The 26,150-nt window shown below is 43.2% G+C and carries 23 protein-coding genes and 1 tRNA gene; 15 read left to right on the top strand and 9 right to left on the bottom strand.

Translation table 11 applies throughout. The features are described 5' to 3' along the window. Positions 1–17 precede the first annotated feature (17 nt). The 5 genes from betB to choV all read left to right on the top strand — a co-directional run bounded on the left by betB (position 18) and on the right by choV (position 6,449). The gene (gene betB, locus NL626_RS08190) at positions 18–1,478 is read left to right on the top strand and encodes a betaine-aldehyde dehydrogenase (protein ID WP_064354705.1); all 1,461 of its coding nucleotides are present in this window, start codon (positions 18–20) and stop codon (positions 1,476–1,478) included. Positions 1,479–1,658: 180 nt separating this feature from the next. Then, on the top strand, positions 1,659–3,374 hold the full coding sequence (gene betA, locus NL626_RS08185; protein WP_005373209.1) for a choline dehydrogenase: 1,716 nt from the start codon (positions 1,659–1,661) through the stop codon (positions 3,372–3,374). Positions 3,375–3,410: 36 nt separating this feature from the next. Next, positions 3,411–4,349, top strand: a complete 939-nt coding sequence (locus NL626_RS08180; RefSeq protein WP_005382646.1) for a choline ABC transporter substrate-binding protein — start codon at positions 3,411–3,413, stop codon at positions 4,347–4,349. 76 nt (positions 4,350–4,425) lie between these two features. Continuing rightward, positions 4,426–5,268: a choline ABC transporter permease subunit gene (choW, locus tag NL626_RS08175; protein ID WP_005392552.1), complete on the top strand. Its 843-nt coding sequence runs from the start codon at positions 4,426–4,428 to the stop codon at positions 5,266–5,268. A gap of 2 nt (positions 5,269–5,270) precedes the next feature. Beyond that, positions 5,271–6,449, top strand: coding sequence for a choline ABC transporter ATP-binding protein (gene choV, locus NL626_RS08170; protein WP_064354706.1), 1,179 nt, complete (start codon positions 5,271–5,273; stop codon positions 6,447–6,449). 96 nt (positions 6,450–6,545) lie between these two features. Here choV and NL626_RS08165 read toward each other — a convergent pair whose 3' ends face one another. After that, the gene (locus NL626_RS08165) at positions 6,546–7,202 is read right to left on the bottom strand and encodes an NAD(P)H-dependent oxidoreductase (protein WP_064354707.1); all 657 of its coding nucleotides are present in this window, start codon (positions 7,200–7,202) and stop codon (positions 6,546–6,548) included. A gap of 243 nt (positions 7,203–7,445) precedes the next feature. Here NL626_RS08165 and NL626_RS08160 point away from each other — a divergent pair, with 243 nt between their 5' ends. After that, positions 7,446–7,880, top strand: a complete 435-nt coding sequence (locus tag NL626_RS08160) for a globin (protein ID WP_017633662.1) — start codon at positions 7,446–7,448, stop codon at positions 7,878–7,880. A 41-nt stretch (positions 7,881–7,921) separates the two neighbouring features. On the opposite strand, the gene NL626_RS08155 is transcribed toward NL626_RS08160, so the two are convergent. Both NL626_RS08155 and NL626_RS08150 read right to left on the bottom strand, forming a co-directional pair. After that, the gene (locus tag NL626_RS08155) at positions 7,922–8,704 is read right to left on the bottom strand and encodes a slipin family protein (RefSeq protein ID WP_005373196.1); all 783 of its coding nucleotides are present in this window, start codon (positions 8,702–8,704) and stop codon (positions 7,922–7,924) included. Between the two features lie 10 nt (positions 8,705–8,714). Beyond that, positions 8,715–10,091 carry a nodulation protein NfeD gene (locus NL626_RS08150; protein WP_253657211.1) on the bottom strand — a complete coding sequence of 459 codons (1,377 nt, stop codon included), beginning with the start codon at positions 10,089–10,091 and terminating at the stop codon, positions 8,715–8,717. A 498-nt stretch (positions 10,092–10,589) separates the two neighbouring features. Here NL626_RS08150 and NL626_RS08145 point away from each other — a divergent pair, with 498 nt between their 5' ends. The 3 genes from NL626_RS08145 to NL626_RS08135 all read left to right on the top strand — a co-directional run bounded on the left by NL626_RS08145 (position 10,590) and on the right by NL626_RS08135 (position 14,475). Continuing rightward, positions 10,590–11,558, top strand: coding sequence for a cytochrome-c peroxidase (locus tag NL626_RS08145; protein ID WP_017820324.1), 969 nt, complete (start codon positions 10,590–10,592; stop codon positions 11,556–11,558). After that, positions 11,551–13,908, top strand: a complete 2,358-nt coding sequence (locus NL626_RS08140; protein WP_253657210.1) for an ATP-binding protein — start codon at positions 11,551–11,553, stop codon at positions 13,906–13,908. Before NL626_RS08145 ends, NL626_RS08140 begins: the two co-directional genes overlap by 8 nt. A gap of 99 nt (positions 13,909–14,007) precedes the next feature. Continuing rightward, entirely contained in the window at positions 14,008–14,475 is a 468-nt protein-coding gene (locus NL626_RS08135) for an OsmC family protein (RefSeq protein WP_017820322.1), read from the top strand. A 76-nt stretch (positions 14,476–14,551) separates the two neighbouring features. Here the strand turns inward: NL626_RS08135 and gdhA are convergent, their stop codons facing one another. Further along, the gene (gene gdhA, locus NL626_RS08130; RefSeq protein ID WP_005373174.1) at positions 14,552–15,904 is read right to left on the bottom strand and encodes an NADP-specific glutamate dehydrogenase; all 1,353 of its coding nucleotides are present in this window, start codon (positions 15,902–15,904) and stop codon (positions 14,552–14,554) included. A 305-nt stretch (positions 15,905–16,209) separates the two neighbouring features. Between gdhA and NL626_RS08125 the strand changes: the two genes are divergently transcribed. Both NL626_RS08125 and NL626_RS08120 read left to right on the top strand, forming a co-directional pair. Beyond that, positions 16,210–17,220 (top strand): DUF2804 domain-containing protein, encoded by a 1,011-nt coding sequence (locus tag NL626_RS08125; RefSeq protein ID WP_253657209.1) that lies wholly within the window; start codon positions 16,210–16,212, stop codon positions 17,218–17,220. Between the two features lie 7 nt (positions 17,221–17,227). Then, complete coding sequence (locus tag NL626_RS08120) at positions 17,228–18,085, top strand: sterol desaturase family protein (protein ID WP_005373167.1); 858 nt, start codon at positions 17,228–17,230, stop codon at positions 18,083–18,085. 16 nt (positions 18,086–18,101) lie between these two features. Here NL626_RS08120 and NL626_RS08115 read toward each other — a convergent pair. Next, positions 18,102–18,176 (bottom strand) — tRNA-Gly (locus NL626_RS08115). A gap of 360 nt (positions 18,177–18,536) precedes the next feature. On the opposite strand from NL626_RS08115, the gene NL626_RS08110 reads away from it, so the two are divergent. The 3 genes from NL626_RS08110 to NL626_RS08100 all read left to right on the top strand — a co-directional run bounded on the left by NL626_RS08110 (position 18,537) and on the right by NL626_RS08100 (position 20,311). After that, positions 18,537–19,055: a DUF4136 domain-containing protein gene (locus NL626_RS08110; protein ID WP_005382627.1), complete on the top strand. Its 519-nt coding sequence runs from the start codon at positions 18,537–18,539 to the stop codon at positions 19,053–19,055. Between the two features lie 87 nt (positions 19,056–19,142). After that, positions 19,143–19,580: a hypothetical protein gene (locus NL626_RS08105; protein WP_253657208.1), complete on the top strand. Its 438-nt coding sequence runs from the start codon at positions 19,143–19,145 to the stop codon at positions 19,578–19,580. Positions 19,581–19,630: 50 nt separating this feature from the next. Beyond that, complete coding sequence (locus NL626_RS08100) at positions 19,631–20,311, top strand: DedA family protein (protein WP_017633654.1); 681 nt, start codon at positions 19,631–19,633, stop codon at positions 20,309–20,311. Between the two features lie 55 nt (positions 20,312–20,366). Here NL626_RS08100 and NL626_RS08095 read toward each other — a convergent pair whose 3' ends face one another. From NL626_RS08095 to NL626_RS08085, 3 genes are all read right to left on the bottom strand, one after another. After that, positions 20,367–20,690, bottom strand: a complete 324-nt coding sequence (locus tag NL626_RS08095) for a hypothetical protein (protein WP_253657207.1) — start codon at positions 20,688–20,690, stop codon at positions 20,367–20,369. 86 nt (positions 20,691–20,776) lie between these two features. After that, positions 20,777–21,235 (bottom strand): hypothetical protein, encoded by a 459-nt coding sequence (locus tag NL626_RS08090; protein WP_017633653.1) that lies wholly within the window; start codon positions 21,233–21,235, stop codon positions 20,777–20,779. 328 nt (positions 21,236–21,563) lie between these two features. Beyond that, entirely contained in the window at positions 21,564–22,205 is a 642-nt protein-coding gene (locus tag NL626_RS08085) for a murein L,D-transpeptidase catalytic domain family protein (protein WP_005373154.1), read from the bottom strand. 848 nt (positions 22,206–23,053) lie between these two features. On the opposite strand from NL626_RS08085, the gene NL626_RS08080 reads away from it, so the two are divergent. Next, complete coding sequence (locus NL626_RS08080; protein WP_053349404.1) at positions 23,054–23,629, top strand: DUF1629 domain-containing protein; 576 nt, start codon at positions 23,054–23,056, stop codon at positions 23,627–23,629. Positions 23,630–23,768: 139 nt separating this feature from the next. Here NL626_RS08080 and NL626_RS08075 read toward each other — a convergent pair whose 3' ends face one another. Beyond that, complete coding sequence (locus NL626_RS08075; protein ID WP_253657206.1) at positions 23,769–26,129, bottom strand: EAL domain-containing protein; 2,361 nt, start codon at positions 26,127–26,129, stop codon at positions 23,769–23,771. Positions 26,130–26,150: the final 21 nt, after the last annotated feature.

The raw sequence follows: 26,150 nt of genomic DNA, 5'->3' as shown, positions 1-26,150 counted from the left end.
AGTTACAGGTCTTCAAAATGGAAATGAAAGCACACTATATCAATGGTGCGATGTACGACGGGTGTTCAGATGAACACTTCACCACTTACAATCCGGCGAATGGTGAGCCATTGGCCAACATTAAACAAGCGAACCAAGACGATCTTCAAGCAGCGATTGAATCGGCAAAAAAAGGTTTTGCTGCATGGTCGGCGATGACTGCGATTGAGCGCAGCCGTATTTTACACAAAGCCGTTGCCATTTTACGTGAGCGTAATGACGAGTTGGCTGCATTGGAAGTGGCAGATACTGGTAAGCCCATTCAAGAAGCTATCGCGGTTGATGTCACAACAGGTGCCGATGTTCTTGAGTACTACGCTGGCCTTGCTCCAAGTCTACAAGGTGAACAGCAGCCGCTCAGCGACGATCAGTTTTTCTATACACGTCGTGAGCCATTGGGCATTTGCGCGGGTATTGGCGCTTGGAATTATCCAATTCAAATTGCGATGTGGAAATCGGCGCCAGCACTGGCTGCGGGCAACGCAATGATCTTCAAGCCATCAGAAGAAACACCATTAACGGCGCTTAAGCTCGCCGAAATTTATTCAGAAGCGGGCATGCCAGATGGCGTATTTAATGTCGTGCAAGGGGATTACCGAGTAGGACAGATGCTAACGGCGCATCCTGATATCGCAAAAGTGTCATTCACGGGTGAGTCAGGCACCGGTAAAGTCGTCATGAGTGACAGCGCTAAGACACTAAAACAAGTAACGATGGAGCTTGGTGGTAAGTCTCCACTGATTATTTTTGATGATGCGAAGTTAAACGATGCCGTTTCTGCGGCCATGGTGGCGAACTTCTACACCCAAGGTGAGGTTTGTACGCACGGTACACGTGTATTTGTCCATGAAGGTATTTATGACGACTTTATCGCACAGCTTAAAGCCCGAACCGAGTTGTTAGTCGTCGGCGATCCGCTTGATGAGAACACGCAAATTGGCGCGCTAATCTCTAAAGATCATGAATCGAAAGTTCTAGGAGCGATTGAAGCCGCGAAAGCGAGTGGCGCGACGTTACTGACTGGCGGCTACAAAGTAACAGACAATGGCCTAGCTAATGGTAACTTTGTTGCTCCAACCGTATTTGTCGATTGCGATGATGACATGAGCCACGTTCAACAAGAAATCTTTGGCCCGGTAATGTCAGTTCTGAAATTCCGCGATGAGTCGGAAGTGATTGCGCGTGCAAATGGCACCGATTATGGCTTAGCGGCAGGTGTATTTACTCAAAACCTATCTCGTGCGCACCGTGTGATCCATCAAGTTCAAGCGGGTATTTGTTGGGTGAACACATGGGGTGACTCACCTGCGGAAATGCCAGTTGGCGGCTACAAGCAATCAGGTGTTGGCCGTGAAAACGGAGTCGAAACCCTTAAACATTACACACAAACGAAGAGTGTTCTGGTTCAGCTAAGCGACTTCGAAAGCCCTTACAAATGATACTACTCATAGTAGATAACTGACCACTTTAGCTTGTTAAAATGCTCGATAACTACGTTGTCAATTTTGATTGTAGGTTAACTACTTATCAAAATTTCCGCCTTGTTCTCAAGCATTTTTCCTACGCTAATTTCGTTCACTTATCTACGGTGATGAGTATTAACTCCTAGGAGAATAAAAATGCAACAACACTACGATTACATCATCGTCGGTGCGGGTTCGGCCGGCTGTGTGTTAGCGGATCGCTTAAGTGAAAGTGGTCAAAATTCGGTCCTATTACTCGAAGCGGGTGGGTCGGATAAAAGTATTTTTATCCAAATGCCAACAGCGCTTTCTTACCCGATGAACACTGAAAAATACGCGTGGCAGTTTGAGACGGTTGAAGAGCAAGGGTTGGATGGTCGCCAACTTCATTGTCCTCGCGGAAAAGTTCTGGGCGGTAGCTCATCTATCAACGGCATGGTTTACGTTCGCGGACACGCTTGTGACTTTGACCAGTGGGAAGAGGAAGGCGCGAAAGGCTGGAATTATCAGTCGTGTTTGCCTTATTTCCGTAAAGCAGAGTCTTGGATTGGTGGTGCTGATGAATATCGGGGTGATCACGGTCCAGTCGGCACATGTAACGGCAACGATATGAAGCTCAACCCGCTGTACCAAGCTTTTATTGATGCAGGCAAAGAAGCGGGCTACCCAGAAACAAAAGATTACAACGGTTATCAGCAAGAGGGCTTTGGCCCAATGCATATGACCGTCGACAAAGGCGTACGCGCTTCGACCTCTAATGCATACTTAAGCCGTGCTAAAAAACGCAAAAACTTCACCCTAATGAAGAGGGTGACGGTTCATCGAGTTTTATTAGAAGAAACTGGTGCAGAAGGAAAGAAAGCGGTAGGCGTTGAATTTGAAAAGTCAGGTTCAATTCAGCAATGTTTTGCGAATAATGAAGTGATTTCGAGTGCGGGTTCGGTTGGCTCCGTTCAGCTGTTGCAGCTTTCAGGCATTGGCCCTAAGGCAGTATTAGAAAAAGCGGGCATTGAGGTGAAACACTCGTTGGAGGGAGTAGGTAAAAACCTGCAAGATCACTTAGAAGTGTACTTCCAATATCACTGTAAACAACCTATCACGCTCAACAGCAAATTAGGTTTGGTGAGCAAGGGCTTGATTGGCACTGAGTGGATATTAACTCGCAAAGGCCTTGGTGCGACTAACCACTTTGAATCGTGTGCATTTATCCGCTCTCGAGAAGGGCTAAAGTGGCCAAATATTCAATATCACTTCTTGCCAGCGGCAATGCGTTATGACGGGCAAGCTGCTTTTGATGGTCATGGTTTCCAAGTGCACGTTGGACCTAACAAGCCAGAAAGTCGCGGGTCGGTCGAAGTTGTCTCTGCGAATCCGAATGATAAGCCGAAGATTGAGTTTAACTACATTTCCACTGAACAAGATAAGCAGGATTGGCGTGATTGTATTCGCCTTACTCGCGAGATCCTCAATCAGCCAGCCATGGATGAGTTTCGTGGGGATGAGATCCAACCCGGTCTGAACATCACAACGGATGAACAGATTGATGAATGGGTGAAGCAAAACGTCGAGAGTGCTTACCATCCATCTTGTACCTGCAAAATGGGCGCAGATAATGACCCATTAGCCGTCTTAAATGAGCGATGCCAAGTACGCGGTATTCAAGGCTTGCGTGTGGTGGACTCTTCTATTTTCCCAACCATTCCGAACGGTAATTTAAATGCGCCAACGATTATGGTGGCAGAACGCGCCGCGGATATGATTTTGGATAACGCCCTAGAAACGTCGAACAACGTACCAGTTTGGATTGCACCGGACTGGCAAGAGATGCAACGAATGCATCCGCCAAAAAGAGATCTCGATTCGATCTCATAAAATGAAAAAGTCAGTAATCATTACAAGGAATTCAACATGTCTAAGATGACAAAAATCTTCTCAACAATTGCACTAAGTACTTTAGCAACAGGCGCTTACGCCAACCAATGTGAAACGGTTCGTTTCGCAGATGTAGGTTGGACTGACATCACTGCGACCACTGCCGTTACATCAGAGTTACTTAAAGGGTTGGGGTACAAAACGAAGACTGATCTTCTGTCTGTGCCTGTAACTTACTCCTCTATGGCTAATGGCGATATCGACATTTTCTTAGGTAACTGGATGCCAACGATGGAAGGTGATATCGCGAAATACCGTGATGCAGGTACTGTTGAAACCGTACGCGCGAACCTCGTTGGCGCAAAGTACACGCTAGCTGTTCCAAAATACGTTTATGACGCAGGCGTAACCAACTTCGCTGACCTAGTAAAACATGCCGACAAATTTAAAGACCGCATTTACGGCATTGAACCAGGAAACGATGGCAACCGCTTAATTCAGTCAATGATTGATAGCAACGCATTCGGCCTAAAAGATTTCAGCCTAGTTGAGTCCAGTGAAGCTGGCATGGTGTCTCAAGTATCACGTGCCGCACGCCGCAATCAATGGATTGTGTACCTAGGTTGGGCGCCGCACCCAATGAATAGTAACGTTGAAATGGAATATCTAGCGGGTGGCGATGACTTCTTCGGTCCTAACTACGGCGGCGCGAACGTCTACACAAACGTACGTAAAAATTACCTCGCTGAGTGTCCAAATGTAGGTCAGCTAGTGAAAAATCTAGAGTTTAACCTAGAAATGGAAAATGAACTGATGGAAGCGATTCTTAACCAGAAACAAAAGCCATCAAAAGCAGCGCAAGCATGGTTGAATGCAAACCAAGAGCAAATTGAAGCGTGGCTAGAGGGCGTGAAAACGGTAGATGGCCAAGATGCGCTAACAGCTATTACAAACTACTTAAAAACAAACGCTTAATAAGCAGTATTTGAGCTCGTTTTTTTAAAGAAAGTGGGCAGAATTTTGCCCGCTTCATTAACACAAAGGTTTTATTTTGAATTTTATTACGGACAACAAACTACCGTTGGGCCAATGGATGGAAACTGGCGTCGATTGGTTAACCATCAATGCATCGGGTTTTTTCGATGCAATCTCTATTACACTTGAAACGATCATTCTTTTCGTGGTGGACATTTTTAAATGGATGCCACCTGCAGCGCCAATCATTATGACGGCGGCAATTGCTTGGTTCTTACATCGCAGCATTCCTCTTGTCGTATTTATCGTGTTGGCCTTACTCGCAATTCTCAACCTTGGTTACTGGCAAGAAATGCTGGAAACCTTTGTCCTTGTGTTTGCAGCGACAACGATTTCCGTATTAATTGGCGTGCCGTTGGGCATTATGGCGGCGCACCGTCCTTGGTTATACACCTTGTTGCGGCCAATACTCGATTTGATGCAGACCGTACCGACATTCGTTTACCTAATTCCAACCTTGGTTCTGTTTGGCTTAGGTATTGTCCCTGGTCTAATCTCGACCATCATTTTCGCTATCGCTGCGCCAATTCGATTGACGTACCTCGGCATTATTAAAGTGCCGGAGGAGCTACTTGAAGCGGGTAAAGCATTTGGTGCCAGCCGCATGAAGCTACTGTTTAAGGTGGAGTTACCTGCGGCATTGCCAAGTATTATGGCTGGCGTTACGCAGTGCATTATGTTGTCTCTGTCTATGGTGGTCATTGCGGCGCTTGTTGGTGCTGATGGACTTGGTAAACCAGTCGTACGCGCACTGAATACGGTAAACATCTCGCAAGGTTTTGAAGCTGGTTTAGCGATTGTACTCGTTGCCATCATTCTTGATCGCTTGTGTAAAGCACCAAACCAGAAGGAGGCATAATCATGGACGCTATTACTATTAAAAATCTTGATGTCGTTTTTGGTCAGCAACAAGCACAGGCGCTAGCACTACTAGATCAAGGGAAGTCTCGACAAGAAATCATTGATGAAACTGGCCAAGTGGTTGGGGTTGATAATGTTTCGCTGAACGTGAAACAGGGTGAGATCTGTGTCTTGATGGGGCTTTCAGGCTCGGGTAAATCAAGTTTGCTGCGAACGGTTAACGGATTGAACGATATTTCTCGTGGCTCTCTGAAAATTAAAGATGGCGACGATATGGTTGAGCTCTCTAACTGTGACGAACAGAAACTGCGCCACCTTCGTACGCACCGCGTGTCCATGGTGTTTCAGAAGTTTGCATTGATGCCTTGGTTAACGGTGTTAGACAATGTAGCGTTTGGTCTAGAGATGCAAGGCATTGGTAAAGCAGAGCGTCGTAAAAAGGCGCGTGAACAGCTCGAAATGGTCGGTTTATCTGAGTGGGAAACCAAATTCCCGCACGAGCTTTCTGGTGGTATGCAGCAGCGTGTTGGCCTAGCGCGAGCGTTTGCGATGGACACAGATATCTTGTTAATGGATGAACCGTTTTCAGCACTTGATCCATTGATTCGTGCTCAGCTTCAAGATGAATTGATTCTGCTTCAAGAAAAGCTAAACAAAACCATTCTTTTTGTAAGTCACGACTTGGATGAGGCGCTTAAAATCGGCAACAACATCGCCATTATGGAATCAGGAAAGCTGATTCAACATGGCAAGCCAGAACAGATCATTCTTGCTCCAGAAAACGATTATGTGGCGGACTTTGTTGCTCACACTAATCCATTAAATGTGCTGAAGGGACGTTCCTTAATGCGTGACGATTTGGTTCGCGAAGATACGCGTGTTCTGATTTGCCCTGATAAAGATATTTGGGTGATACAAGAGAGCAAGGGGTTAAGTTTAGCGGATAAAGGTAAATCGTTGATTCAATGGAAGAGCAATTCTTCGAACCTTGACGAAGTTAATGAAAACTCTCTGGTTCAGGTTAGCCCAGAAATCAGTATGCGAGAAGCGATTGAACTTAAACAGCGTAGCAATCAGCCTCTGCTTATGGTTGAAGATAATAAGCTGGTTGGTGTGTTAAGCGACAATGAGCTTTACGATGCATTGCTTGGTAATTTTAAGTCAGAGCAAGTTGCGTAAAGTTGACGCAGAACCAAGTAAAAAAGAGCCGCACATTAATGCGGCTCTTTTTAGTTTAAACAATGAGTTAAGTCGCTAAGCTAAGACAATGGTCGACTATAGAGTCGTAATTACGTCATCCATTGCAAGGCGCGCTTTTGGAAGACCATGATTATAATCTTCCCCATCTTTATGGTAGCCAATCGCTAGCGCAACTTCACAAATATGGCCCTCGAGCTCTTCTTTAAACTCTTCTCCAATCAGAGCCGGATCGACACCTTCCATCGGTGTTGAATCAATGCCTAGTCGTGCCAATGTGTGTAGTAGGTTGCCTAGTGCCAAATAGACTTGTGCTTTTGTCCAGTTTCCGTTGAAGCCATTTTCGTCCGTATTTGCATCGGCAAAAGCGTAAGCACCCATAAAGTTGTTGTACATCTCCGCTGGCAAGTGGCCAGATGTTACTTCTGCATCCACACGCTTCGCAAATTTCTCTTTAGTAAATTTAGGATCGTAAGCAAACAGAATCGTATGTGATGCGGCTTTCGCGTGTGGTTGGTTAAACTGATGCATATTTGCAAACGTATTGTGGAAACGTTGCTTCGCTTCATCACTTTCAATAACGATGAATTTCCATGGTTGTGAGTTGATAGAAGACGCCGACAAACGCAGTGCTTCTTTGATTATCGCCATGTCTTCTTGAGAAACGCGCTTGGTTTCATCATATTTTTTTGCAGTGTAACGGCTATTTAGATCGGTAATGATTTGATGGGACACGTTTATATCCTCTTTATGTGATGACAGATGAGGATGCACTAGCATCGACAACCATGCGTACCTCGAATATGGGTTCATGATAATGGATATTTTTTCATTGATAAGAGGGTGTTTATTTAAATCACTTTTTACTTTTTGTTGAAAATCGATGTGAGTTGATCGATTTGAAACTTAAATGTCCTTATTTGGAAGCTTTTATTTGATACTAAATTAAACTCATATTGAGGCGTAGGGGAAAGCAACATGAACGTGATTGAAGTTTTTAATGATAGCTATGAACGTTGTACTTCAGATCAGGAGTTTTTCGACTTGTTCTACAAAAATTTATGGTCGAAAAGTGCCAACTTTAGACAGAAGTTTGACGGTATAGACATGCACCAACAAGTGAGAATGCTTAGAGGGTCTATCGTATTTTTTATGATGGCAGATACCTCGACCGAAGCGCACAAAATGGTGGAAAAGTATGGGAAAAAGCATGCAAGTGCAGATATTGGTATAGAGCCGCAGGATTTTGATGTTTGGCTTGAGAGTTTGTTAGAAACGGTTCGACAGTGTGATTCCGGGTATGATGCCGATGTTGAAACCGCTTGGCGAACATGCTTTAAAACGGGCTTAGAAGTAATGAAACAAGAATGTGATAAAGAAGATGGGCACATCCTTAAAGCGAGTACTAAATAAGGAAGTAACGTGAGTGGTCGTTACTTCCTAGGGTCAGAACCTTACTTATCTTGTGTCTCTTTATTCTTTTTCACCGCTTCGGCGATATCACTGACAGCTTCGACAAGATTGATCGGCATTGGAAAAATAATAGTGGATGTTTTGTCTGTAGTGATTTCAGTGAGTGTCTGCATGTAACGTAATTGCAGTGCATTCGGTGCTTCGTTGAGCATTTGCGCTGCTTCTTTTAATTTATTTGAAGCCTCTAACTCACCAGTAGCGTGAATGATCTTCGCCCTACGGTTACGTTCTGCTTCTGCCTGACGGGCTAGGGCTCTGACCATGCTGTCATTTAAATCAACATGTTTGACTTCAACCGTAGCAATCTTGATTCCCCAGTCATCAGTCTGTTGATCGAGAATGGATTGTAAATCCTTATTGAGGCGTTCTCGCTCTGATAGCAATTCATCGAGTTCATGCTGACCCAATACCGAGCGCAGCGTGGTTTGTGCTAACTGGCTGGTGGCATCGCTGTAGCTTTCAATATTGTTAATCGCCATTTGAGGATCGACTACGCGAAAATAAACGACCGCGTTGACGCGCACAGAAACGTTATCTTTGGTAATCAAATCTTGTGTCGGCACATCCAAAACGACAGTACGTAAATCAACCCTCACCATTTGCTGAATAAATGGGATAAGGATGATCAAACCAGGTCCTTTGACTTCTTGAAATCGACCAAGAAAGAACACAACCCCACGTTCGTATTCTCTCAAAACCTTGAACATTTGGGTCGCTAGTGCGAACAGCAGCACCACGATCACCGCAACGGTATAGAGCATCATAAAGCGCCTCCTATTTATTTTGGCGGTCATCAGGCATCACAGTTAAGGTCAGCCCTTTAACATTAACAATGGTGACGTGATCACCTTGTTTGAATTGTTGATGGTCTTTGGCTTTAGCTCGCCATAACGCACCGTTGAGTTGAACGCGTCCTTCGCCATCGATAAAGTCATCGCTTACCACGGCGACCTTCCCAGGGTAAGTCTCTAAACCCGTCGTTACACGCCGGCGACGAATTTTGAGCAGCAGGCCGACGGTCAGCACGATTAGAGCCACGGAAAATATGGCAATACCAAAAATCAAAGGAAGGGCGATCTGGAATCCTGGTAACTCACTGTCCATGAGAAATATCGAACCGAGTACAAAGGCGACAACGCCGCCTAAGCCCAAAATACCAAAGCTCGGGCTGAATGCTTCCGCTATCATTAGTGCAATACCGAGTAACAGCAGACCAAGACCTGCGTAGTTGACGGGCATCATTTGTAGTGCGTACATGGCAAGAAGCAGACAAATCCCACCTAGCACACCGGGTAAGCCAATTCCTGGGTTGTAAAATTCAAGAAGTAAACCGTAGATGCCGATGAGCATTAGGATGTAGGCAACGTTTGGATTGGTGATAACGGCTAACATTTCTGCTCGCCAATCTGGCGTTCTTTCAACCCATGTTGGATTTTCAAGTGACAATGTCACAGTGCGATTGTTTACTTTAACAGTTTGCCCATCTATGGCTTTGACTAAGTCCTCTGGCGAATTGGCGATGTAATCGATCACGTTTAATTCTAATGCTTCTGTTGCATCCAAGCTCGCCGCCTCGCTTACTGCTTTCTCTGCCCATTCTGCATTTCGTCCATGAAGTTTTGCTAAGCCTTTAATGTAGGCTTTGGCATCGTTAATTACCTTTTTCTCCATTGCGGTTTTAGCGGGAACTTTCTCTGAGCTTTCGTTGGTTCCTTCTGGCGTTTCTTCCGCGTTTTGATCTTTGCCATCATCCGATGAAGGAGGTTGAGGCGCACCACCTAACGCGACGGGCGTTGCAGCTCCGAGGTTTGTCGCTTCAGCCATGGCGGCTACGTGACTAGCGAGCAAGATGTATGTTCCTGCACTGGCAGCTCTAGAACCAGATGGGCCGACCCAAGTTGCAATGGGAGTCGAGGAGGTGGTAATCGCGTGAATAATATCTCGCATTGCGCTATCTAAGCCGCCTGGTGTGTCCATCTCTAAGATCACTAAACTGACACCGTTTAGTTGAGCTTCTTCTATTTCACGAGATAAATAGTCGCTAGTAGCAGGCCCTATAGCGCCTTTGATAGGAACAATCCAAACGGTATTCGCCAGTGCTTGACTGGCAATCAAGAGTAAAGGTAAGAACCATATCCATAGTCGTTTCATGCAGTCCTCCTTGTGTGGTCACAGGGACTTTTTGAAATCCTAATTCAAGTATATCCAAATAACTTAGAGATGCTTGAGTATAGGTTCTAATGAATAAGTTCCCGAGGCTAATTAGGAGACTACTTTTTTATATATAAACGCTGTGTGAGATAGTAAACTAAAGCAAATTATTGGTAATTGTGATGTTTATGTTTATTGTTCAGCGTTTGATTAAGTTGGCCGTTATCTGTGCCGTATTCTTTACTATTTTCGATCTGATCTCCTATGGAGAGGTGACTTGGTTTCAACGGTTTTTGGCTTTTCTACACTAAACTCAGATTTCAATACGTTAGCTACTCATAAGGCGATAGGTTTCTTCCTATTCGCCTTATTACTCCCTCTTCAACCAAAGCCTTAAACAAAGCAATACTTAACTCGTTTTTTCAACTTCCTGTCGGTGGAAAAAACGCCAAAATGCAACTAAATTCATATCAATGACAAGTTTAAGGTATGTAGTTGATGAGGCAATTCAGCGCAATCGCACTAGCTGTTGTAACACTCATTTTGAGCCAAACAACAACCGCAAGAAACGCGAAGATGTTAGGTGATATCTCCCTAGTTCAGCCCATACAGGGTGATCCTAATGTGGATATTAAGCTAGCGAGAATTGGCTGGCATCTCTTCCGCGATCCTCAATTATCGTCAAATGGTAATGTCAGCTGCGCGACATGCCACAATCTGCAAACCAATGGCGCTGAAAATACACCAGTCTCTACGGGGGTGAAAGGTGATGGAATTAGAAATTCTATAACAGTGTTTAATGCAGCGTTAAATTATCGTTTTTTATGGGATGGTACGGAAAACACCTTGATGGCTCAGATTGATGGTCCAATCCATAATCCAATGGAAATGGACTCAAACTGGCAAACAATAGAGCAATATGTAAAAGAGAGTGAACATTATCAAGCGCTATTTAATCGTGACGGTGAATTGCCGATTAACGTTCATAATATCAAGTCCGCTATTGTGGAGTTTGTTGAAGGGCTGCAGACGCCTGGCGCACCATTCGATGCTTACTTATTGGGTTACACGCATGTATTGAGTGAACAGCAAATCAGAGGTTGGAAAACATTTCAGACTTCAGGTTGTGTGCAGTGTCATCAGGGCAAAAATATCGGCGGAGCGATGATCCAAAGGTTCGCCTATTTCAAGGATAAGCCAGTAGTAGAGGACTCGGGCAGGCAACTCGTTACGATAGAAGATGAAGAGCGATTCTATTTTAGAGTAGCCAGTTTACGCAATGTCGCGCTAACGAGTCCTTATTTTCATAATGGGCAAGTCGATAAGTTATCCGACGCGATACAAATCATGGCTAAAACCCAGCTCGGTATAACGATGAACGATGAGAATGTCGCGGACATTGAAGCATTCTTGCAGTCGTTGACAGCACCTAGACCCATAATTTTAGAGGTGTTGGAAAATGAATAAATTCAAACTGATCAACTTTTGCTTTTTTATTGGGATACTGACGTGCTGCACACTGGCGTATATGTCGTATATGAATTCAAAAAACGCTCAAGAATTTCATGCAGGGCTAATGAATATCGGACATGAGTTGATTGAAGAGCGTGATGTTATCGTGAACCGATATGCCGTTGAAGATAGGAAAAACTATGAGTTAACAACATCTTTAGTAGAGATAGAAATCGCAGCACAGGCACTGTTGGAATCATCAAAGGCATCAGTTTGGTTTCCCGTGACACCCAATCGTATAAAAGTTAGGGATACGCTTGAACAGTTTAAGGAGCGAGTGCTTCAAACAACGTTGAAGCTTGATATGTTAATTGGTGTTCAGGTAGAAAATCGGTATGCATTACTCATGTTGTTCAATTTATATCAGCAAGATGTTTCTACCGAGAGCGGTCAATCTTTGGGTGGCAGTCGTTATCTTGAATTTCTCAACCAGTTGCTTCTAACACAAACTGAAGTTGAGAGTGAAAAGGAAGCGAACTTCCTTAAACGGCTTCAAACGAGTGATAAAAGAATTGAATTGCTGACGAATGAACTGCTTGATCACACTTATATTGAGTTTGTCGAAAGCTCAGAGCATCGGTTACTCAATATTGCTCAAAGTGAGGCGCGTTTTACGTGGTTGTTTGTATTTATCGCGGTGATGTTTCTAGTTAGCGCGTTTGTTTATCAGTCACATCACCGAATGCATAACTTAAAACAGTTGAATCTTGAAATTGAAGAGGCGAGAAACAAAGCCGAGCGAGCGGCAAAAGCGAAATCAAATTTTCTCGCTGCAATGAGTCACGAACTAAGGACGCCGATGAATGGTGTACTAGGGCTTTCTCAAATGATTGCAGAAGAGACCAAAGAGCCGACGACGAAAGAGCATATTAGGGTTATTCTTGATTCTGGCCAGCATCTGATGACTATCCTCAACGATATTTTGGATTTTTCTAAAGTTGAAGAAAACAAACTGGAATTTGAGCAAGCTAAGTTTAAGCTCGATCAAGTGCTTTCTCCGGTGTGTAGCGCAATAAAACCACTTGTTGATGAAAAAAATATCGAGTTAATCTTGGAAAACGAGGTTTCTGAATATACTGAATTTACTGGAGATTGTGCGCGTTTACGACAGATCTTGTTTAATCTCGCCGGTAACGCGGTGAAGTTTACCAACGAAGGGCATGTGCTGGTTAGAACTGAGTTAGATGAATCGAATCAGTTGTTGGTCATGCGCGTGAGCGACACCGGTATTGGTATTGCGCCAGACAAACACGAGCATATTTTTAACTCGTTTGAGCAAGCAGACTCATCAACGACTCGAAGGTTCGGCGGAACAGGGCTTGGGTTAGCCATCGTCAAAAAACTAACCGATTTGATGGGTGGCCATATTACTCTGAAGAGTATAGAAGGCGTTGGAAGTCAATTTATCGTTGAGTTGCCGATTCCTTGGGTAGAATCTGCTCCGAAAAAGCAGCAAGAAGCACCGAAACCTCGCGCAAAATCACACCATTTAAAGATACTACTTGCTGATGATAACCGTGTGAATGCCATTGTGGCAAAAGGGTTTTGCGAAAAGCTTGGGCATGAAGTGGAAGTTGCAGAAAATGGATTAATCGCGGTTAAAAAGGCGAAAGAGAACGAGTACGACCTGATCTTGATGGACAACCATATGCCCGAGATGAATGGCGTTGAGGCGACACGCGTTATCCGACAAGAGTTAGGTATCAAGACATTACTCTTTGCGTACACGGCAGACGTATTTCGTGAAGCTCACGATAGCTTTATTGAAGCAGGAGCAGACCATGTGCTTACGAAACCGCTACAGCATGAGAGCTTTTCAGACGCTCTCAAACAGTTTGCCGCCAGACTCGAACCGAAACAGAATCCGCCACTAACGAGTGACAGCAATGTGCTTCAATTGCAACGTAAGCCAATCGAGAACTTAAGGTTAACAGAGGAAGAACTCTCCCGCTCAGGCATGTTTACTTCTTTACGAGATGAGCCAGAAGCGCTCGACGAGTTGCTAAAAAGCATTATTGTCGATTTTGAGACTTCGGTTGATGAACTTATTGAATACTTTATGGCTGAAGACTTTGCTTCATTAGCGCTGACGTTGCACAAAACGAAAGGGATGGCACTGAACCTAAGTTTACCTATTTTGGCGAGCCAAACGGAGACCCTGGAAACTCAACTTAAAGCCAACCAAAGTCCCGAGATTGAGCAGTTACAGATGCTGATCAATCGGTTACAGGTCAACATCCATCAGTCTCATAGACTTTTGGATGATATCCAGAAGAACAATGCCGATCCTCAACAGATTTTATAGTCCCTGTGAGTGCGATGCTTTCCTTAACTCATTTTGTTGTGGTTTACTGTGGCAAGGACGGATAGTGTTGATTCGTCGTCGGAAAATCAGGGAGTTAGAATGAGTAAGCATTCCGCTTTAATCAAATGGCATCGTAAAGCTGGCGAAGAGTTTAGTGATAATAAGTATAGTCGGGCACACATTTGGCAATTTGATGGAGGGTTGCAAGTCCCAGCATCTCCATCTCCCCACGTAGTACCATTACCACTATCCGTAGAAGAAAACGTTGATCCAGAAGAAGCGTTTGTCGCGGCACTTTCTAGTTGTCATATGCTCGTTTTCCTGTCTATTGCAGCAAAGCGACGTTATGTTGTGGACAGTTACTTCGATGAAGCGGTAGGGGAGCTTGAAAAAGGCGAAAACGGAAAAGAGTGGGTATCAAAGGTAACGTTAAACCCTAAGATAACATTTTCAGGTGAAAAACAACCGACACCATCTCAATTAGAAAAACTGCACCACATGGCCCATGAGAATTGCTTTATCGCCAACTCCGTTAAAACAGAAGTGACAACGCTTATTGCGAATTAAGTGGAGCTCTTTATCAAAAAGCGCGGCCTATTGCGGAGTTATATTAAGCCAGCAGTCATCCTGCTGGCTCGTTCATCTAGACGACACCTTGCTCAATCATTGCATCAGCGACTTTTCTAAAGCCTGCAATGTTGGCGCCTAAAACTAAATTTCCAGGTTGGCCAAACTCTTTACTGGTTTCGTTTGCATTGATGAAAATATTTTTCATGATGGTTTGCAACTGACTATCCACTTGTTCAAACGTCCAGTTTTGCATGCTGGCGTTTTGCGCCATTTCAAGTTGACTGGTTGCAACGCCGCCTGCATTGGCTGCTTTTGCAGGCCCATAAGCTATGTCCGAGTCCACGATAATATTGGCAGCATCACGGGTGGTTGGCATGTTCGCCCCTTCACTAATCAAAATACATCCGTTTTCGATAAGAGCCAGTGCGTCGTCTGACGTTAATTCATTTTGAGTCGCACAAGGGAAGGCAGCATCAGCCTGATATCGCCAAACAGCATGTCCTTCATTAGGATAGTCGCCCTCTGGTGTGTATTCTGCTTCAGGGTAAGTTTCTAAATATTCTTCTAAGCTTGCTCTTTTCACTTCTTTCAGTTGTTTTAGGAGCTTAAGATCAATACCGTGCTCATGATAGATCGTACCTCGAGAGTCGCTGCATGTAACTGGCGTTGCTCCCATATGGTACAGTTTTTCAATGGCGTAGATAGCCACGTTGCCAGCACCAGAAACGAGGCAAGTTTTCCCTTTCAATGAATCGTTGCGGTCGTTGAGCATGCACTCTGCAAAATAGACGGCGCCATATCCTGTCGCTTCTTTTCTGGCGAGTGAGCCACCCCAAAGCAGACTCTTGCCTGTAAGCACACCTTCGTAGCGGCCCGTCAATCGTTTGTATTGACCAAACATATAGCCAATTTCGCGCGCCCCGACACCGATATCGCCTGCGGGCACATCGGTGGTAGGACCGATGTGACGGTACAACTCGTTCATAAATGATTGGCAAAATCGCATGATCTCGCCGTCGGATTTTCCTTTAGGATCGAAGTTTGAACCGCCTTTGCCGCCACCGATAGGAAGGCCAGTCAGTGCGTTTTTAAAGATTTGCTCAAAGCCGAGAAATTTTATGATGCTCGCATTGACTGAGTGATGGAATCTCAATCCTCCTTTGTACGGCCCCAAAGCAGAGTTGAATTCAACTCGATAACCTTTGTTTACTTGTACATTTCCAGCATCATCAACCCAAGGAACTCGAAACATGATTTGACGTTCTGGCTCGACGATCCTCTGGATAATCGCTTGTTCCTTATATTTATTATTGCCTTCTATTACCGGCGCGAGAGAAGTTAATACTTCTTCTACCGCTTGGTAAAATTCTTTTTGCGCAGGGCTACTGTGTTGCAACGCAACAATAGTATCGTGTATGTATGACATAGATTTCTTCCTTGATGTGAATAGGCAATCAGTTTATATGAATGTATTTCCATTAAATAGTGATTTTGACCAAGATTCAATGGTTGTAGTGGTCTTTCCTGCGGATGAGAATGTGCAGCTTCTAACCCAGGCAGTGTTGGTTGAGATAGGTAGGGCGAGCTAAGTAAGCGGGTGGTTGAGTGATCAGTTTCACATATAACAAGCAGAAATCACTTTAGTCGATGTTGTTGTGCAGTTACGCAAATTGTTTATGTTAACGTCATGTTAAAGTTTTGGTGTGTGATAACTTGTGAAAAGACAACTATATGGATGAGCTTAAGGTTCTGAACTCGTTTATTCAGCAGAATGGTCTACCAGCGTTTGGCCACCTTGATGGAATTCCAACATCGTTACAGCTAGATAAATTTACTTACCTCGATGAGATGGATAAGCCAGTGTCTAAGTGGCGCCGTTACCGCGATTATAAGCAGTTTCAGTTCGTCAATTTGGTCACACCTGATTACGTCATTGGAGTAGCGATTGCTGATATACGGTATTTAGCATCCGGCTTTTGCTACCTGTTTGATATTAAAAAGAATAAGTTGATTGAGCAACAATGGTTGAAACCTTTTAATATAGGTTATCAAACTCAGCCTTCCAGTTGGTGCAGTCTTGCCCATCTTGCTAACAAAAGAATTCAGTTTTCTATTAAGGATGGTATTTGGCACGTCCACTTTGTGACAGAGTCAGTCAATGCGGATCTCTATTTACGTCCAGAAAATATGAGTTTGCCATTAATGTTGTGTACGCCAACAGGTTATGCGGGTTGGACATATACTCAGAAGCACAATGCGTTAGCAGTAGACGGTAACTTGTTCATATTAGGAAAAGAGCAAGATCTTTCAGAGGTGGCTGCTGGTTACGATTTTTCCGCTGGGTACATGCGGCGAGAAACAAGTTGGCGCTGGGCGAGTATCAATTGCTTTGAGGATGACAGGCGTCTGGGGTTGAACTTGGCAGCTGGCGTTAATGAAACTGGCTATTGCGAAAATGTATTGTGGATTAATGGTCAGCGTCACTTTTTGCAACCTGTGCAGTTTCAGTTTTCACGAAGTGATGAAGGGCAAAAGTGGCATATTACGTCTGAAGATAAACGAGTTAACTTACAGTTCATGCCTTTGAATCGACGCTCAGAGAAGAAAAATTTTTGGCTTCTCAAAAGTAACTTTCGTCAGTACATCGGTTATTTCTCTGGCTATATTATCGATGGAAATGGTATCAAACATCAGTTAGAAGAAGTTATGGGTCTTACTGAAGATCACTATGCAAAATGGTAGAAACACAATGGATTGGACGCAGTTGATGGACCGCCCAGAATTACTTCTGATGATTCTGGCTCCAGTTTTCTTTTTCTGCATGCTTGCCGAATATTGGTTCGGACAAAGAAGGGGACGCTTGCCTGAAAGCGCGACGTATTACTTCCCTGAAGTAGCGTGTAATTTTGTTCTTGCGGGCTTACACCAAGCGACAGACATACTCACGGGTTTACTGATTGCTCAGTTGTATTTGTGGTGGTTCGATTGGCGTTTGTTTGATATCGAAATGAGCGTCTCAGCTTTTCTTTTACTTGTTGTCCTGCAAGATTTTTTCTATTACTGGTTTCATCGGGCTAGCCATCGTATTCGTTGGATGTGGGCCGCGCACGTTGTTCATCACAGTTCGGAAAGAATGAACTTCAGTACCGCCTTTCGTCAAAGTTTAATGTATCCGCTAGCGGGGATGTGGATTTTTTGGTTGCCCTTGGTGATTATTGGTTTTGAGCCAAAATGGGTTGTCTTCGTTGTGTTGTTTAATCTGGGCTTACAGTTTTTTGTTCACACCCAATCAATTCGTTCGCTCGGGCCACTAGAGTGGGTATTTAACACGCCGTCTCATCATCGCGTTCATCATGGTGTGAACCGTCAGTACATCGACAAAAATTATGCGGGTGTATTAATTATTTGGGATCGAATGTTCGGAACGTTTGAACCAGAGGTGGAAACGGTTCGGTATGGGGTTTCTAAACCTGTAAACAGCTTTAATCCCATCCGCGTGACGTTTGCAGAATGGAAAGACATGTTTTATGACGTAACTAGACCAAACTTATCATGGAAACAACGCTGTCGCCGTTTGTTCGCTCCGCCATCGGATTTTTATGAGTAAATTGAGATAAAGAGATTGGAGCGGGCAGCGGGAATCGAACCCGCATCATCAGCTTGGAAGGCTGAGGTAATAGCCATTATACGATGCCCGCGCATCGATAGGACTCAGTTAATATGCCACACTGGACGAAAAAGAAAAGTCTTTTCTCATCAAATGTTTGTCAGTTGCCTAAAAAAGTAGCGGACTGATGTTAAAGTGTTCATTGTCTCTGGTTTTTTGTGGCACTCGCGATTTCGCTACTAAGCCTAGAGGGTCGTAAACACCGAATTCTTGGGTGTTTAGATGTTGATGATATTCAAGATTTTCTGTGTAAAGGTTAATCTCGTTTATTGAACAGTCACGTTTCATGGTCAAGACTAGATATTGAAATGATTACTTTTTACTGTTGATGCGTATGTATAACACAGGGTAATTCTGCTGAAACAGTCAGCTTAACCAAAGGAGATTTAACATGATGAGAGGTTTGATATTAGGGCTGGTGGTGATGCTGGTATCTGCTTGTACTACCGTTACAACCGATGTGGATAAACAAGCCGACTTTTCAGCTTACAGAACGTTTGACTTCGGTGCTCAGGCGGAAGCTCCTACCAGTATTGATGGTCGACGTATTGAGCAAGGGCTTGCTGAACAGCTTGAGGGTAAGGGTTTAATTAAGGTAAATAGTGGCGGTGACCTTTACGTACATCATGATATCGTAGAAGAATCCGAGCTTGTTTCTTCAGGATCGTCGGTGAGCTTTGGCTATGGCTGGAATAGCTTTGGTGTGATCACTTCAAGCCCGGAAAGATATAAAGAACGTAAGTATGGGAAGTTGGTGGTTGAACTGGTTGATGCAAAGGCTAATCAAGTCGTTTGGAAAGGCGTTTCAAGTCGTAAACTGTCTGAGTCAATGAGCTCTGAGAAAAGAGAATCTCTCATCCAAGAAGAAATCGCGAAGATGTTTGAAAGCTACCCTTACGGTGAAAAATAATTAGTATTCTTAACGATTAAGAATACTAATTGCCAATAGTTACGCACAGGGTTAAAAGAACTTATTATTTTGGTTTTGGTTACCTTTGTGCGTACGATTCTGATTGCTTTACTCGGACTACTTTTCTGCTTGTTGGCTCCGAGCATGAGCTTGGCGCACTCACACCCAAATTTTCTTTCCTTTCATAACCAGAATATCGCTGTTGACGCTAAGTCGAAGCACTTTTCAGAACATCCTATCTCTCCAATACAACAAGACTATCCGAGTTTAAACAGCCGGAATATATTGAGGGTTATCCATGCTAAGGAAATGAGCTCGAACGACGATGTAGAACCCGAATGGTTTGAAATGCTTGATGTAGCATGGTGGGCGCATCGTTCGGCAATTTACTCGATGAAGCGGCTAAAACGCATCGGTAATGAGGCTTTAGGTTGTTGTATTGAAAGTATTTTTACTCACTCTAAATACAGAATCGGCGTGAGAAAAGAGTCGAATTTCATATGCCGCTTTATACATGCTCGCTAACACATTCCATGTTTTTGCAACTTTTGGTTAATTATGCTTAGGAGCGGTTTATGTTTGATTCGATCATTCAGGTCTTGAGTGCTTTTTGGCATCAAGATTTCACGGCGTTAATGGCGCCAGGCAGTGCAGGTTTGGTTTATTTTGTTGTTGCTGTGAGTATCTTTTTGGAAAGTGGTTTTATTCCTGCTGCACCTTTCCCATGCGACAGTGTCGTCGTATTATCCGGTACGCTGGCGGCGGTTGGCGTCCTTGACCCAATTATGATCATGTTGGTAATAGCTGTTAGTGCGGGGTTGGGAAGTTGGGCGGCTTATTTACAAGGCAAGTGGCTAAATCGCTTACCTAAGGTCCAAGGCTGGGTGAGTGCGGTTCCTCAAAAGCGTTTGGAACAAGTCGACGTATTACTCAGTAAACATGGATTGGTTGCGCTTTTGTGCGCGCGGTTTATTCCGGTTGTTCGTTCCCTATTGCCATTAATGATGGGGTTGCGAGTGAAACGTATTAGTAAATTCCATTACTTTGCGTGGCTGAGTGCGATTTTATGGACGCTGATATTATGCGGTTTTGGTTCATTACTTCCTTTGTTACCAGAAAATATGAGCAAAGCGATCACAATGCTATTAATGGCGGCACCAATAATTACTCTTGTGATTGGAGTGCTTAGTTTCTTGTTTGTTAAAGCACGTCGAGCGTTCTGTAAACCCAAGGATGTGTCTGAGTTTTCCCAGTAAAAAGAAAGGCGCATACATTGCGCCTTTCTTTTTGAGTGTCGTTAGGGTTTCGAATTTAATAGCCAATGCTATATAGGTATTCGCCAACTTCTTTGCACTGAGACTTGTAGATGTTCTCTACTTCAGACTCATTCTTATCTGCTGCTTTAAATTCAAGTTCGGCAGACGATAGCTGGTCAAAGCTGTAGTCTCTCTCAGACATTAAGTAGTGTCTGAACATCGCTCTGTGTTCCGGAACTGCAATACGTGCGTTAGAAACGTTGGCACACTCTAACAGAGTGTCGTTACTCATTTCTTCTGGCTTAGTGTCTGTGTTTGCTAAGGTTGAGCCCGCTGCAAATAGTAATGCTAGTGCGATGGTTGTAGCGATTCTTGTCATTATATGGACCTCAAATTGGTTCTAGTAACAATGAGCATATTGGTTCTTATCGTTACATTTTCGTGTTCTCTGTATGTCATAAAAAGTTAAACAACAGAGAAGGCGTTGCGACCATGAGTAAAGACGTACATTAAGTTCGCTTCCTTTCTTCCTGAGAGGCGATAAAGAGAGCGTTGACTCATGAGTCCGCCATAACTGTCTAGAGGTAAGCGAGATGCTTGTTTTGCCAACTCCAGTAGTGGCGGAGAAGAGAAAGCAATAAGTAAAAAATAATCAGGAGTAAAATCTGATGATAAAACGCCATCAGTAGCTGATGTTCGGCGACAGGAGACAAGCCCGAACAACTCGCGCTTTATATGTAGGTAGTAACTTTCTGATCCCCAAGAACTCAGAGAAGCTGAGGCATGAAAATCAGTGTGTGCTAGCTCAAAATCGTCTTGTTGAGAGAGTTTAAGTAGGCGCTCGGAAGTGTAATGTTTGGTGTGGTGCCACTCATGCGCATATGAAGCTGTGATGAGCCCTGAGAGCAGGGACAAAGAAAGCATCAATAATATACGGTGTAGATAACGCAAGAAGTAACCCTAAACATATAAAGCCACAGTTACCCACCATGATTAAGGAATCTTAGTGGAACTATGATAACGATGAAAGCCAGTGTCTGATGAACTCAGCGTATACTAACGAGATGGAAGGGGGATGAACAGAGTTTTCTGATCGCACTTAGGTATATCAGCGAATAACACAATAGTTTTCGCTTTCGAGTAAGCGAAAATGGAAAGAGAGTCGTTGCACAAGGACGATTAAGCTAACAGGATTATTACTGGGGAAGAAATAGAATCTTCTTTTTTCTTCCCCATATGTGTCGCATCGGTATTACGCGCTTGCGTAAATAACGCTGCCGCCTTTTATAGTGTCAATGATCTCGCGAGACAACTTCTCTGGCAAAGCAGGGCAACCCCAACTGCGTCCGAGGTATCCATTCTTCTTGATGAAGGAAGGGTTTGCGTAATCGGCACCGTGCACGACAATGTAACGCTCGCGAGCTTTGTCGTTTAATCCAGAGCTTAGCCCATCTAATCGAAGTGAATAGCCATTTGAGCCGTAGTAAGTGGTATCAGTCAAAAAAGTGCCCAATGATGTTTTTCGCGAGTTCACGACATTTGAAAACTGTGTCGCTGTTTTCTTTCCGCTGTTCACGCCGTGAGAAACATACGTATTGTAGATTAGCTTCTTTTTATCTAAATCAACCACATAAAAACGCTTTTCAGTTGATGGTTTACTATAGTCGATGATCGTTAGTACCGACTTCTTTCTATCGGGTGTCTTCTGATAAGCGATGTAAGCGTCACTGAACAACTTAAAGTCTACTATGCCATCTAGCTTGGCTTGTTTAAACACATGCTCAACTTGCTTTGGTCGTAAATGATCCCTGGGTTCGTTATCTGATTGTTTTGCAAAAGCAAAAGGTGAGACAGACAACAGCGCACATGTAAATAATAAAATTAACTTTTTCATCTTGGCTAAATAAAACTCTATGGTGTTACAAATTTACCGATTGCTTCATGCATTCGTTAAAACAACATGCACATCAATATAATTCTATTCCCAATGTTTCTTATTGCACGCTTAGGTGCTTAATATTGGGTTGACGATAAGTTTTCGAGTTAAAAACTAACTAATTGAAACTTATATAAAATATGAAGTTTAACGATGGTTTCTATAAACTTCAGCGTAAATAATATCTGATATATGTAATTAATAAAACTGTGTTTAAGGATATTTGTGAAGTTGCTAATTTATAAAAACGGCGTTTTATTTTTCGTGCTTTAGAAACTCTTTTTATTTCAATGTGTTTTCTTTTTCTACGCTTTATCCAATACCTCAAAAGTTTGTGATTTAACTCGTAACAAATCGTAACGCCGAATCGTTATGTGTATAAGTGCATTTATAATGTATGAATAAACAACAGGGTGGTAAGAAAAGGCAGTAAAACAGCGGTGAATCGGTTGTTTTTAATTCACGATTGACAAAGCTAAGTCCAAGTCGTACAAAAATTGAACTTGTGAATGTATCGTTTAAGTGAGAGTGATGAGCTCGACAAAAGTGAAGTGATGCGTGCTATTGTTTATTCTCTAATTTATTCGATTACATAAGGAAGGGTAGATAGTAAAAATTGAAAAAATAATTCTATCGTGTGGATTAAAAAATATAAATAGTAAAAATTCGAAATTAAAAGATAAGAACGCCAGATATTAATTCATTAAATTTTTGAACATGAGAGTAAACTCTATCTATTATGTTTGGTTTGGTGTGAGAGTGCTCGTCTCATTAAGAAAAGCGCTCAAATTTATTTAAGGACGGTTATGACAGCATTTAATAAAGTGTTTATTGTCACTCCCAATGTTAATGATTTTGCAATGTTGCAAGAGTCGCCATTGGAAATGTCTCTTCAAGTAACGGCAAGCAAACCTATCCAACTCTATGGAGAGTCTGTTAAAGCCAGTTGGAAAAGTATTGATATTGAATGGTTAGACGTTAAGGGTGAAAAGCCATTACCCAGGCCTGATATTGCAGCATGGGGATCTTTTACTCTTGCTGTATCCGCTTCTATTGCGGATAAGCTCGATGTGTTGAGCGAGAATGTCGAATTTTTACCATTAAATCTACAAGGAAAGCCTTGGCGAGCATTAAACATTGTCACTCAAATTGATGCCATTGATACCTCTGCTACCGAGTATAATCTTCGTCATGGTAAGCTAAGTCGTGCTAGACCGTTTAAGAAACTCGTTTTGAATAGAGAAGCCGTTAATGAATCTGACTTGTTCAGAGTAAAAGGTGCTGGGCTCAGAACGTTTTGTACGGACAAAAAAGGTGGCTTGTACGATAGCGTCAAAGCGCTGAATTTGACCGGTTTGGATTTCAAGGAAGTGCTGGTTTAAAAACGAATAAATAGTGATTTACTCAACTAAAGTCATAGATATAGGTATGGGGGAACAAAAGCTGAGCATCTATCAATGAAGCTCATATACAGCTAAATACAGCCGCCACAGTTGTGACTGCTGTACGTCTCCCCTTAACTTATGTTCTTGAAACCCTAATTGAGCTGACCATGGACGCATCAAATCGACTGTCGTCATTTGCCGATTGCCACCACAAGCTCAATTGTTCTTTAGTCATTGGTTTGCCAAATAAATAGCCTTGCATATAGTCGCAGCGGTATGCCGATAACCATTCATGCATCATATTGTGTTCAATACCTTCTGCTGTAACCGTTTTATTTTGGGCATGGCATAGCTCAATAATAGGTTTGATCACATGTCCGTTGTTGGTGTTCATCAATGTAACGAGGAACTCTCGATCAAATTTGATTTTTTGAACCGGATACTGAACGAGCTGAGTTAACGATGTGTAACCAGAACCAAAGTCATCAATTGCAAGATGGTAGCCACGTTTTGATAGCTCATCAAGTAGGGCCGTGCCTTGTTGTTCTGCGGCAAAGGTTTCGGTTATTTCTATCTCAATACATTCTGGTTTAACACTGTGCAGTGTCGCTTGTTCATGGATGTAGTTTGCCATTTCTATCGAGTTTAGCTCTGCTGATGAAAGATTGACCGAAAGAACAATATCCTTACCGAAAATATTCCTTAATTGATGGTATTCCGCCGTTGCATTGGCGAAAACCCAGCGGTCAATTTTATCAAATAATCCGGCTTGCTCTGCAATTGGAATAAACTCCTTTGGGGGGATAGGGCCGATACCTTCGGCTTCCCAGCGCAACAAGACTTCTAACCCCTCAATTTCGTTGCTTCGATTGTTCATATAGGGTTGAAAAACAAGGTGGAATTCTTCCTCTACATTGCTTTTTCGGAGCGCACGTTCAAGCTGACTTCGTCTTTGAGACTCAATATTGAGAGCGGCTGAATAATAGGCGTATTGATTTTTCCCTGCCCGTTTTGCTTGATACATAGCCGCATCGGCACTGGAGAGTAACTTCGCGATGTCAGTACCGTCTTGAGGATATTGTGCAATACCTACGCTTGCCGTAACGGGAAATGAATTACTCCAAGATGAACTGAGATTACTAATCGGTTTTAGTAACTCTGATGCAAGCAAATCAGGCAAGCGTTTTACCTCTTGATTTGAGCTCAGCAAAATTGCAAATTCGTCACCAGATAACCTGGCGGCAAAGCAGGGGCTGTTGTAATCGTGCGAGAACTTTTGACAAGCATTCTTGATGTGTGATGAGAACACTTTTAATAAGTTATCTCCCAATTCATGCCCGTATTTATCATTCACGTATTTAAAGTTATCAAGATCGACGTAAACAACCCACAGAAACTGCGAAGGGGAGATAAGTTCACGAGTGGCAAGCTCATGAAAACGATGGCGATTGGCGAGTTGCGTCAGGTGATCCGTTTCAGCTAGGCGTTTTGTCTTTTTATAGATGACATTAAGTTCCTCATACATATCAAAAAAGCGTGCAGAGAGGCGTCCTATTTCATCGTTTGTTTCTAGCTTTTCAATATTGTCACGTTGATTAGATTCAAGTTCGTTCAGCTGCTTATCAAGGCGAGAAACAGGGCGCAACACATAGCGGTACAACACCAAAATGATTAATGTGATGGTGAAAAACGCCGCTACGCCAAAGGAGAAAGCAAGTTCTAGCCACACTTTATCGACTTTATTCCACATTAAATATTCGGCAGGAGAAAGCACGGCATAAAAGTGCGGCAGCAGCTCAATGGTTTGAGCGAGAGGAATATCAAGATAAATGGGTTTGTCGGCGAAAGTAATCACGCTGTGCGTGTCAAACTCGATTTCATGCTTAATCTCGTTAAAGGCTTCAAGTGATACGGAAACTACCACAAAAAACACATTTTTCGAGTCAAAGCTCAAAGGGTGAGTCCCCGTTCTTTTGTCGACGACCTCATATTGAAGAAGAATGCTTTGTCCACTGGAGTTATAAATAAAGCCAGTGTGACTGAAAGCCTCTCTCTCATTGAAACTTCGTGATATGTACTCTAACACCTTTGGGTCGACCACGCCCGATGATTCGTAATATTTGTTTTCTGTGTAGTAGAGAAGGTTTTGTTTTCCGTCGAGGATCGCCATGCTCGCATCGCCTTTGTAACCATGGCTCAATACTTCAGCGGTCTCGTCTAATCGGTTAAACAAGACTCGTTCACGATAGGGGTTGTTATGATTTACCAAATAGTCTTGTAATACATCACTTTTACTGAGCGTATAGGCATAGCTATTAAGAAAAATATTCGCTTGTCGAAACTGCCCGGCGAGCTTTTCCATCTGCAACTGAATATAGCTGTCTTCCCGCTTGATGAGCGTCACTTTTTGAATGCTATAAATAATATAGCTAGATACTAACGCGCTTAATAAGATCACTGGCGCGACAAGCAAAATGACTCTATTGCTTAACTTCATTATGGTTCTTAGTTTCCGTTT

The organism is Vibrio sp. Y58_MX_L22 (genome assembly GCF_024181865.1).
GTDB lineage: Bacteria > Pseudomonadota > Gammaproteobacteria > Enterobacterales > Vibrionaceae > Vibrio > Vibrio alginolyticus.
Note: the sequence above shows the minus strand (reverse complement) of the source record. Positions and strands in the feature narration are given on the sequence as shown.